The 10,780-nt window shown below is 48.4% G+C and carries 8 protein-coding genes; 6 read left to right on the top strand and 2 right to left on the bottom strand.

Going from position 1 to position 10,780, the window contains the following annotated elements; all coding sequences use genetic code 11:
• Positions 1–187: 187 nt before the first annotated feature.
• Both ACTRDR_RS14430 and ACTRDR_RS14435 read left to right on the top strand, forming a co-directional pair.
• A complete protein-coding gene (locus ACTRDR_RS14430; RefSeq protein ID WP_440528307.1) occupies positions 188–1,405 on the top strand; it encodes an EAL and HDOD domain-containing protein in 1,218 nt (405 codons plus the stop codon).
• A gap of 143 nt (positions 1,406–1,548) precedes the next feature.
• Positions 1,549–2,163, top strand: coding sequence for an ECF transporter S component (locus ACTRDR_RS14435; protein ID WP_022152972.1), 615 nt, complete (start codon positions 1,549–1,551; stop codon positions 2,161–2,163).
• 145 nt (positions 2,164–2,308) lie between these two features.
• Here the strand turns inward: ACTRDR_RS14435 and ACTRDR_RS14440 are convergent, their stop codons facing one another.
• Positions 2,309–3,508: an alanyl-tRNA editing protein gene (locus ACTRDR_RS14440; RefSeq protein ID WP_440528309.1), complete on the bottom strand. Its 1,200-nt coding sequence runs from the start codon at positions 3,506–3,508 to the stop codon at positions 2,309–2,311.
• Positions 3,509–4,153: 645 nt separating this feature from the next.
• Here ACTRDR_RS14440 and ACTRDR_RS14445 point away from each other — a divergent pair.
• The 4 genes from ACTRDR_RS14445 to ACTRDR_RS14460 all read left to right on the top strand — a co-directional run bounded on the left by ACTRDR_RS14445 (position 4,154) and on the right by ACTRDR_RS14460 (position 10,035).
• On the top strand, positions 4,154–5,341 hold the full coding sequence (locus ACTRDR_RS14445) for a carbamoyl phosphate synthase small subunit (RefSeq protein WP_176865558.1): 1,188 nt from the start codon (positions 4,154–4,156) through the stop codon (positions 5,339–5,341).
• Position 5,342: 1 nt separating this feature from the next.
• The gene (carB, locus tag ACTRDR_RS14450) at positions 5,343–8,543 is read left to right on the top strand and encodes a carbamoyl-phosphate synthase large subunit (protein ID WP_440528311.1); all 3,201 of its coding nucleotides are present in this window, start codon (positions 5,343–5,345) and stop codon (positions 8,541–8,543) included.
• Positions 8,544–8,714: 171 nt separating this feature from the next.
• Positions 8,715–9,425 carry a superoxide dismutase gene (locus ACTRDR_RS14455; protein ID WP_440528313.1) on the top strand — a complete coding sequence of 237 codons (711 nt, stop codon included), beginning with the start codon at positions 8,715–8,717 and terminating at the stop codon, positions 9,423–9,425.
• Positions 9,376–10,035, top strand: a complete 660-nt coding sequence (locus ACTRDR_RS14460) for an NUDIX hydrolase (protein ID WP_440528315.1) — start codon at positions 9,376–9,378, stop codon at positions 10,033–10,035. The genes ACTRDR_RS14455 and ACTRDR_RS14460 overlap by 50 nt, the downstream gene beginning before the upstream one ends.
• 38 nt (positions 10,036–10,073) lie before the next feature.
• On the opposite strand, the gene ACTRDR_RS14465 is transcribed toward ACTRDR_RS14460, so the two are convergent.
• Positions 10,074–10,502, bottom strand: coding sequence for a LytR/AlgR family response regulator transcription factor (locus ACTRDR_RS14465; protein ID WP_440528316.1), 429 nt, complete (start codon positions 10,500–10,502; stop codon positions 10,074–10,076).
• Positions 10,503–10,780: the final 278 nt, after the last annotated feature.

Here is a 10,780-nt window from a genome sequence, read left to right on the forward strand (position 1 = left end):
TATTCATTTTCCACCATTTCCATTAGTTTAAGGCTGTTTTAAAGGAAACCAGTAGTCCCAATGCGGGCTACTGGGATTCGATAGCATTTCTTAATTAACTCTCAAGTTACAACATCTCTGTGCTGATAGTACCACTTGTAAAGTCCTGTCGGAATCGGTATAATATAGGTAATTGGGAGGTAAATATATGCTGCTTACATTAGTACCACTTTTTGATGAAAAAATGGCCGTATGTGCCTATTCCTTTTTTACCCAGAGAGAGAATTATCTGTTGAATCCGCTGCTGCTTGGAACAGCACAGTTTGACGGAGCATCACAGATCACCGGATTGGAATTGATCCAAAAGATGGGAATCGATACATTGTCTCAGGGAAAAGAGATTTTTGTACCGATCACCAATATTTCTATTTTTGCGGATATTACGGAGCAGTGCGATGCACCTCATGAAAAAATCGTACTTTTGATCGATAATACCATTCCGCCGATTGAAATGTATGTCAATCGTCTGAAGGAATTGAAACAGCAAGGCTATAAACTTGCCATTCGCAAGCTTGCGGTCAGTGATTTTGAAAATTACAGAGAAGTCCTGAAGCTGATGGATTATGTCCTTCTGAATAACCGCAAAATCGCCATTGACAAAGCTAAGATTTATTTCGGAAAATTATTCCCGAATATCAGTCTGTGTGCCGGTAATATTGATACCATGGAGGACTTCGAGAGACTGAAGGAGACCGGTGGATATCGTTTTTATGAGGGTAAGTTCTATCGTGTTCCCATTACGAAGGGACAGACGGATGTGGCGCCCCTGAAGGGCAATTATATTGACCTGCTGAATATTGTGAACAGTCCGGACTTTGAACTCACGACAGCGGCGGATATCATCAGCCGTGATACCGCACTTACGATCGATCTGCTGAAAATGGTTCAGCCATTGGCTGTAAATTCGGAGATTACGTCTATCCGTCATGCAGCTGCCATGCTGGGACAGCGGGAACTGAAAAAGTGGATCAACACGGCAGTAGCCAATGCTTTGTATGCGGATAAGCCGAACGAGGTCACCAGACTTTCTCTGCTTCGTGCGAAATTTGCCGAGAATCTGGCGGAAGCATTTGGTCTGAAGGCACAAAAGGACGAACTGTTCCTGATGGGATTGTTCTCCGTGCTGGATGTGATCCTCGAGAAACCTATGGCGGAAGCTTTGAAGGTGGTCCATGTGGCCGGCGAGATCAGCAATGCACTGATCTACCACATCGGCGTACTGGCACCGGTGTACGATTTCATGCTGCAGTATGAGACAGCCAACTGGGCGGAGGTATCCCGTCTGATGCTGTTAAAAAATATTGATATGGATACAGTATATGAAGCCTATACATCGGCGCTGAAGTGGTATCGCACCGTACGCTGATTGTATTAAAAAATATACTTGTGTTTTGTATACATTTATGCTATTTTCTTGAATGACTTGTAATTATATCCTCCGGCAGTCCAAAGGACGCCAGATGGAGGAATAGTAGCAAAGGCGCAAAAAGCGCGGAAAGGAAATTTCATATGAAAAAAAACAAGACACTTGAGATGGTACAATTGGCCGTACTCATCGCGATCATGCTGATTCTGGCATTTACCCCGCTTGGGTATCTGCGCATCGGACCGTTAGCAATCTCCCTGATGACCATTCCCGTAGTAATCGGTGCAATGATCTTAGGACCTGCAGGCGGAGCCGTACTGGGACTGGTATTTGGACTTACCAGCTTTTACCAGTGTTTTGCAGGAGATCCTTTTGGAGCAGCGTTGGTAGCAATGAATCCGTTTTTCACTTTCCTGGTATGCATCCCTACCAGAACCCTGATGGGATGGTTGTCCGGTGTGATCTTCAAGGCACTGTGGAAGATCGATAAGACGAAGACAGTAACTTACTTCGTGACCGGTCTGCTGGGAGCATTTATGAACACCCTGTTCTTCATGTCCACTCTGATGATCTGCTTCGGTCATACCGAGTATCTGCAGAGCATGAATGCAACCGGAGCGAATCTGTTTATGTTCGCCGTAGCATTCTGTGGTATCAACGGAGCACTGGAGATGCCTATGAGCTGTGTAGTAGGTGGTGGCGTTGCGAAGGCAGTCAGCGTAGCACTGAAGAAGAATGCAGCAACAGAAGAGAAATAATTAGATTTTCCGAAACGAAAAATATATAAAATATATAAACACACCCCCGGAGTATGACAGATGGTCATGCCGGGGGGTTTCCATGTAAAAATATTGACACAGAATTCATGTGCCGAAATGCATATATAGGCAGAAAGGATGCTCATTACAGAGACGCCCACATTGCCTGCAGGGTATCTGCCGTGGCAGCAACATTCCCCTGGATCATGGGAGCGGATCCGCCGCCTTTTGCAGAAAGTTCCCGGCGCATACGGTCTGCCAGTTCCTGGCAGTTACAGGAAGCACTGCCTACAATAAATCGATAACCGTTTGTATCGTCTCCGGCAAAGATACCACAGTAACCGGAATATTTTCCGGTCAGCAAATTTACCGTGTTGCGCAGAGCAATGGCATCCAGTTCACCGACGAAGAGAAGCACGTGGTGTACTTCTTCCGGGGAGGGGAGTGCGTCCATCTGTACGTTCAGTAGCTCTGCCTGCAAGGCATTGGCACGTTCTTTTTGCAGCCTTGCATCCTCTTTGGCGCGGGCAACAGCACCCGCTACTTCCGGCTGTTTCGCAGAGAGCAGAGAAGAAATTGCCCAGACGGAATCCTGTTTTTCGGTATAATCTGCCAGAGCACGGTTTCCGCAGAGAATATTGATGCGGACACCGCCCCGGTGGCTCTGTACATTTACAATTTTGATGAGACCGATCTGTCCGGTGGTATCTACATGTGGAGCACAGCAGGCACACAGATCCACGCCGGGGATCTCGACAATACGTACATTTTCCGTGAGTGCCAGTTTGCTGCGGTAATTTAAGCTCGCCAGTTCTTCGGCGGTGGGCCAGCTGATGTTGACCGGAAGATTTTTCCAGACATAAGTGTTAGCCTCTTGCTCGATGAGACGCAGCTGCTCCAGAGAGACTTCTCCGTTCATATCCAGTGTCACTTCTCTGTCGCTTAAATGGAAGCCTACGTTTTCCAGTCCGAAATGAGAGTGCAGTAAGCCGGAGATCATATGCTCTCCGGAGTGCTGTTGCATGAAATCAAACCGGCGGTTCCAGTCCACATGACCGGAGACCCGGGTGCCGACGGGAAACTCACAGGCCACTTTATGATACAGGATGCCCTGTTTAATGCTGACATCCAGTACTTCCTGCCCGTTTAAGGTGCCTTTGTCGGCGGACTGACCGCCTTCTTCCGGGAAAAAAGCGGAAGCGTCCAGAACGATTCTGTAATATCCATCTTCCTTGTCGGGAACACATTCCATCACCACAGCGGTAAAATCCGTCTGGTGAACATCTTCATAATAGAGTTTGCGGGTTCCCAGGGAGTTCATTTGAGCATTTTCGATACGATCCATAGATGCCTGTCCAATCTGCTGTAGGAAAACAGCGTTTTGTGATAATTGAAAAATAGAAAATACATATCTATTCTATATCAGACCCAGGGGAAAAAGCAATGGAAAATGTAAGCTTTTACACAGCTTTGTCAGATCCTCCAAGGAGTATCGGGATTGCGGAATTGTTTTTTGTAGGTTTTTACGCAGACGGGGTCTATTGCGACACATTTTTTTTTATGATATAATAAATCGATTATGCAGATACCAGATTTAAACGGCAGAGGCCGACCGTGCTTGCACGGGGAGGCAGGTGCCGGTTTAAATCATAAAACATGAGGATGCAGTGGAATCCGAATGCTTTCAGAATTGCGAGAGCTGCGAAGCAGCGGAGCAATTCGTAGGTATCGTAGATATTGCAGATACCCAGCGGAGCAATTCGTGGGTATCGTAGACATTGCAGATACTTAGCGGAGCAATTCATGGGTATCGTAGACAATGCAGATACCCAGCGGAGCAATTCATGGGTATCGTAGACAATGCAGATACCCAGCGGAGCAATTCGTAGGTATCGTAGACAATGCAGATACCCAGCGGAGCAATTCGCAGGTATCGTAGGCTACTGAGAGAAATACAAACGTCGCAAAAGCGGCAGAATGTGAGGAAAGAATGAAGGCATTTTTGATTTTGGAAGATGGAACGGTGTTCGAAGGAACGCACATCGGTGCAGACAAAGAGATCATCAGTGAAATCGTATTTAACACATCCATGGCCGGATATCTGGAGGTCCTGACGGATCCGTCCTATGCAGGACAGGCTGTATGCATGACTTACCCCCTGATCGGTAACTATGGCATATGCAGGGATGACTGCGAGTCGGAGAGACCCTGGCCGGATGGATTCATCGTCAGAGAGCTTTCACGTATTCCCAGCAACTTCCGCTGTGACTGCACAATACAGGAATACTTAGAGGAGAACGGTGTGCCCGGTATCGCCGGTATCGATACCCGTGCGTTGACCAAGGTCCTGCGTGAGAAGGGTACCATGAACGGCATGATCACCACCAACGAAGCCTATGACCTGAACGAAGTACTTCCGAAGCTGAAGGAGTATACCACAGGCAAGGTCGTGGAAAAGGTGACCTGCAAGGAAAAATATGTGGTAGCGCCTACCACGGAGCTGGCACAGAACGGACCGCTCTCCGGTGCAGCGCGTTTTGATAAAGAAGCTTATGAAAAGGGTGTCAGAGAGCCCAAGCCGGCACTGGTAACGGAGCTGTCCGGACAGGGACTGAAGGTAGCTCTGTTAGACCTGGGAGCTAAGAGAAATATCGCCAGATCCCTGGCAGAGAGAGGCTGTGAGGTGACCGTATACCCCGCAGGAACTCCCGCACAGGAGATCATTGATGATAATCCAGACGGTATCATGTTAAGTAACGGACCGGGGGACCCCAAGGAGTGTACCGGTGTGATCGCCGAGATCAAAAAGTTATACGATACCGAGATTCCTATTTTCGCAATCTGTCTGGGACATCAGCTGATGGCTCTGGCTACCGGCGCAGATACCCATAAAATGAAATACGGACACAGAGGAGGCAACCATCCGGTAAAGGATCTGATGACCGGAAGAGTATATATTTCCTCTCAGAACCACGGCTATGTGGTAGATACCGATAAACTGGATCCGTCCGTAGCGGTTCCAGCATTCATCAATGTCAACGACGGTACCAACGAGGGTCTGTCCTACACCGGCAAGAATATTTTCACCGTACAGTTCCATCCGGAAGCATGTCCGGGACCCCAGGACTCCGGTTACCTGTTTGACCGGTTCATTCATATGATGAGAGGAGAGAACTAAGATGCCCAAGAATCCTAATGTAAAACGAGTAATGGTAATCGGCTCCGGTCCTATTGTCATCGGACAGGCAGCGGAATTCGACTATGCAGGTACCCAGGCCTGCCGTTCCCTGAAGGAAGAGGGAGTAGAGGTAATCCTGGTGAACTCCAACCCTGCGACCATCATGACCGATAAAGATATCGCAGATAAGGTATATATTGAGCCCTTGAACGTAAAGGTTCTGGAGCAGATCATTGAAAAGGAAAAGCCCGACAGCATTCTCCCCACCCTGGGAGGACAGGCTGGTCTGAACCTCGGCATGGAGCTGGAGGAGTCCGGGTTCCTGGCAGCTCACAATGTAAAGCTGTTAGGTACTACCGCAGCTACCATTCGTAATGCGGAAGGACGTCAGGAGTTCAAGGATCTGATGGAGCGTATCGGCGAGCCCTGTGCAGCATCCAAGGTCGTTGAGAACGTGGAAGACGGTGTGGAATTCACCAACACCATCGGCTATCCTGTTGTACTGCGTCCCGCTTATACCCTGGGCGGTTCCGGCGGTGGTATCGCACACAATCAGGTAGAACTGGAAGAGATCCTGGAGAACGGTTTACGTCTGTCCCGTGTAGGACAGGTACTGGTAGAGCGTTGTATCGCGGGCTGGAAAGAGATCGAGTACGAAGTAATGCGTGACAGCGCAGGCAACTGCATCACCGTATGTAACATGGAGAACATCGATCCCGTCGGCGTGCATACCGGAGACAGTATCGTAGTAGCGCCTTCCCAGACGCTGAGCGACAAGGAGTACCAGATGTTACGTACTTCCGCTCTGAAGATCATCAACGAACTGCAGATCACCGGTGGATGTAACGTACAGTTTGCACTGCATCCCACCAGTTTTGAATATTGTGTTATCGAGGTAAATCCCCGTGTCAGCCGTTCTTCCGCACTGGCAAGTAAGGCGACCGGCTACCCCATTGCAAAGGTAGCAGCGAAGATCGCACTGGGCTTTACTCTGGATGAGATCAAAAATGCCATTACCCACAAGACCTATGCCAGCTTCGAGCCGACACTGGATTACTGTGTAGTAAAGATCCCCAGACTGCCTTTCGATAAATTTATCACTGCAAAACGTACTCTGACCACACAGATGAAGGCAACCGGTGAGGTTATGAGTATCTGCAATAACTTCGAGGGAGCACTGATGAAGGCCATCCGTTCCCTGGAGCAGCATGTGGACTGCCTGCGTAGCTATGATTTCAGCGCACTGTCCGTAGAAGAACTGTTAGAGCGTCTGAAGATCGTGGATGACCAGAGAATCTATGTGATTGCTGAAGCAATCCGTAAGGGTATCAGTTATGAACAGATCCACGACATTACAAAGATCGACCTGTGGTTCATTGACAAGATTGCCATTCTGACCGAGATGGAGCATGCACTGGAGACACAGCCTCTGACAGTGGATCTGCTGAAGGAAGCCAAGAGAATCGAGTTCCCGGATAACGTCATCGCAAGACTGACCGGCAAGACCGAGGAAGAGATTAAGAAGATGCGTTATGACAACGGCATTAAAGCTGTCTACAAGATGGTAGATACCTGTGCCGCAGAGTTCGCAGCTTCTACTCCTTATTATTACTCCGTATTCGGCGGCGAGTGCGAAGCCAAGGAGACCACCGGACGCAAGAAAGTCCTGGTACTGGGTTCCGGTCCTATCCGTATCGGACAGGGTATCGAGTTCGACTATTGTTCCGTACATGCTACCTGGGCATTTTCCAAGGCAGGCTATGAGACCATTATCATCAACAACAACCCGGAGACTGTAAGTACCGACTTCGATATTGCGGACAAGCTGTATTTCGAGCCTTTGACTCCGGAAGATGTGGAATCTATCGTAAATATTGAGCATCCCGATGGTGCTGTGGTACAGTTCGGCGGACAGACCGCTATCAAGCTGACCGAGAGCCTGATGAAGATGGGCGTGCCCATCCTGGGCACCAAGGCGGAGGATGTAGATGCCGCTGAGGACAGAGAACTGTTCGACAAGATTCTGGAAGAGACCGAGATCCCCCGTGCAGCCGGCGGTACTGTATACACCGCAGAGGAAGCTAAGGCGGTTGCTAACAGACTGGGCTATCCCGTACTGGTGCGTCCTTCCTATGTATTGGGCGGACAGGGCATGCAGATCGCTATCTCCGATGAAGAGATCGAAGAATTCATGGAGATCATCAACCGTATCGCACAGGATCACCCGATCCTGGTAGATAAGTATTTACAGGGTAAGGAGATCGAGGTTGATGCTGTATGCGACGGTACCGATATCCTGATCCCCGGTATCATGGAGCATATCGAGAGAACCGGTATCCACTCCGGAGACAGTATCTCCGTATATCCGGCTCCGACCATTGATAAAGTAGTAAAAGAGAAGATCGCAGAGTACACCAGAAGACTGGCAAAGGCACTGCATGTCAAGGGACTGATCAATATCCAGTTCATTGCTATCGGTGACGAGGTATATGTCATTGAGGTTAACCCCCGCTCTTCCCGTACCGTACCTTATATCAGCAAGGTAACCGGTATTCCTATCGTGGATCTGGCGACCGAAGTGATCATCGGCAAGACCATCCGTGAGCTTGGCTACGAGCCCGGCTTACAGCCTGAGGCAGAGTATTTTGCCATCAAGATGCCCGTGTTCTCCTTCGAGAAGATCCGTGGTGCCGAGATCAGCTTAGGACCGGAGATGAAGTCTACCGGTGAGTGTCTGGGTATCGCCAAGACCTTCAACGAGGCACTGTACAAGGCATTCCTGGGAGCAGGCGTAGAACTGCCCAAGTATAAGAACATGATCATCACCGTGAAGGATGCGGATAAGGGTGAAGCCATTGAAGTCGGAAGACGCTTCGAAAAGCTGGGATACACCATTTATGCTACCAGAAGTACCGCAGCTGCTCTGAATGAAGCAGGTGTGAAGGCGAGAAAGGTCAACAAGATCTCTCAGGAATCCCCGACCGTGATGGATCTGATCCTGGGACACAAGATCGACCTTGTCATCGACACCCCTACCCAGGGCCGTGACAAGACCAGAGACGGTTTCCTGATCCGCCGTACCGCTATCGAGACCGGTATCTACTGCATCACCGCAATGGACACCGCCAATGCTCTCGTGACCAGCATGGAGCATATGAACGACTGTAAGCAACTGACACTGGTGGATATTGCACAGCTGTAAAATATTAAATAGAAACATATCAGAACAGTGGAGTTGTGAAAGCGGCTCCACTGTTTATGTTTATGACAAAAATGCGGACGTAAAATAAAATCTGTGAGAAAAGCATATACTAGCCACATGGTAAATATTGTATGATCGCAAGCCTGTATCCCGCAGGCGGATTGGAGTCTCATGTTAGAAGAATATTATCCTTTTGTCGTACAGCCCCTGCCCTATGAATATGATGCCCTGCTTCCGGTACTGGATGAGGAGACACTGCATTTTCACCATGATAAGCATTATCAGACCTATGTGGACAAGCTGAATACAATTCTCGCGGATTATCCTCAGTTACAGCAAATGACCTTGACGGAACTGCTTACTTCGGAGGATAATAAACTTGCATCCTTGCAGGAGGAAGCCAGGGAAAGTATTCACAATAACGGTGGCGGCGTATACAACCATCAGCTGTATTTTGACAGCATGCGAAGCCCTGTGGGGCAGGAGCCTTGTGGAGCGCTGGCGGAGGCACTGATCCGGGATTTCGGATCCGTGAGACAATGGAAAGAGCAGATGTCGCAGAGTGCCATAGGAGTATTCGGTTCCGGATGGGCGTGGCTTGTAAGTGATCAGGACGGTACCCTTATGATCCTGACCACAGCGAACCAGGATGTGCCGGATCTGAAATTGTATACTCCCATATTTCTGATAGATGTGTGGGAACATGCCTATTATTTACAGTACCGGAACCGCAGACCGGATTATGTGGTGGGGTGGCATAAGCTGATCCACTGGAAAAAGGCGGAGAGACGTTATGAACAGGTCCTCTGCAGACGGGAAAGAGGAAATGAAAATGGAGAACAGACCGATCATAAAAAAAGAACAGGTAGAGACCGTCTATGACAGCAGATTCATCAAGGTATTTGATCTGCAATATGAGCCGGGAAAACATTATTTTGATGCCACCAGAAGAAGCGTTGAGAATCTGGCGGCAGTAAAGAATGACGAAGAATTTAAACAGATGCTGCCGGATGCGGTGAGCTGTGTCGTGATCCTGAAAGTTAAGGATCAGGAACCGAGACTCTGCCTGAGCCGTGAGTATCGTTATCCGGCGGGACAGTTCCTGCTAAGCGTTCCGGCAGGACTGTTGGACCCGGAGGATGCGGCACAGGAAAATTCCGTATTCCATGCAGCCATCCGGGAATTGCGGGAAGAGACCGGCATCGCACTGGAAGAGAGTGACAGCATCCGTTTGGTGAACCCGCTGGTATTCAGTACTCCCGGTATGACGGATGAAAGCAATGCACTGGTGCAGATCACGCTGAACCGGGAAGAAATGCCGAAGGTAAGCCAGGAAGGTGCCGTAGGTACGGAATGCTTTGACGGCTTTTTATTGTTGACCAGAGAAGAAGCACAGAAAATCCTAAAAGCCGGTGTGGATGACCAGGGACTGTTTTATCCCTTATATACCTGGGCGGCGCTGATGTGCTTTGTGACGGGAATGTGGGAATAACGGAACCTATCCCCGGAGCGTTATCACCGTGTGGAAGGTCAGAGTAGCATCGTTATAGTACAGTTGGATATCCCCATGACAGCAGCGAGCAATGTGGAATGATACAGATCCAGAGCGTCCTTCAGATTCCGGAACAGACGCTGCCTGTCTATGGGCTTGGACAGATAACGGAATACATGGAACCGCATGGCTTCATCCAGATATTCGGAATAAGAAGTAATAATAAAAATGATAATATCTTTATCTTTCTTTTTCAGTTCGTTTCCTACATAGATTCCGTCAAGCCCCGGCATCTCGATATCGAGAAAAAGGATATCCTTGTCTCCCGGATCCGCAAGCAGGGACTCCCCGTCTGAAAAGCAGACGATCTCCGGACAGCTCAGGTGCAGATGACTGAAATAGCTTTTCAGATATTTTTGCAGTTTTTCTACGATCAGTAAATCGTCATCGCAAATAAGAATACGCATCTTATACTCCATTCGATATCATTGATGCCTGCGGGTTGTTCCGTACCAGACATGTGCCACTGGCATCATTATATAATAAGAAAACGCAAAATAGAATGTCGTTTTCGCCCATTTTTGCCTTAGTTTTTGCTTTTCGGTTCGGAAGGGATGTCTCGTTTTTTGAAATATGCTATTCTGAAAATGCAAATAAGTATAAATTAAGTATAAATCTTAAGTATAAATCCGTTGAATGAATTTTAAAAATCTGATTTGGGTATAGAAACCATAAGTTAGTCATG

The organism is Simiaoa sp., from assembly GCF_051972595.1.
Classification (GTDB): domain Bacteria; phylum Bacillota; class Clostridia; order Lachnospirales; family Lachnospiraceae; genus Acetatifactor; species Acetatifactor hominis.

Excerpts from the sequence above, each read along its gene's own strand:
- ACTRDR_RS14430 (WP_440528307.1), top strand. The coding sequence starts at position 188 with ATGCTGCTTACATTAGTACCACTTTTTGATGAAAAAATGGCCGTATGT.
- ACTRDR_RS14435 (WP_022152972.1), top strand. The coding sequence starts at position 1,549 with ATGAAAAAAAACAAGACACTTGAGATGGTACAATTGGCCGTACTCATC.
- ACTRDR_RS14440 (WP_440528309.1), bottom strand. The coding sequence starts at position 3,508 with ATGGATCGTATCGAAAATGCTCAAATGAACTCCCTGGGAACCCGCAAA.
- ACTRDR_RS14445 (WP_176865558.1), top strand. The coding sequence starts at position 4,154 with ATGAAGGCATTTTTGATTTTGGAAGATGGAACGGTGTTCGAAGGAACG.
- carB (WP_440528311.1), top strand. The coding sequence starts at position 5,343 with ATGCCCAAGAATCCTAATGTAAAACGAGTAATGGTAATCGGCTCCGGT.
- ACTRDR_RS14455 (WP_440528313.1), top strand. The coding sequence starts at position 8,715 with ATGTTAGAAGAATATTATCCTTTTGTCGTACAGCCCCTGCCCTATGAA.
- ACTRDR_RS14460 (WP_440528315.1), top strand. The coding sequence starts at position 9,376 with ATGGAGAACAGACCGATCATAAAAAAAGAACAGGTAGAGACCGTCTAT.
- ACTRDR_RS14465 (WP_440528316.1), bottom strand. The coding sequence starts at position 10,502 with ATGCGTATTCTTATTTGCGATGACGATTTACTGATCGTAGAAAAACTG.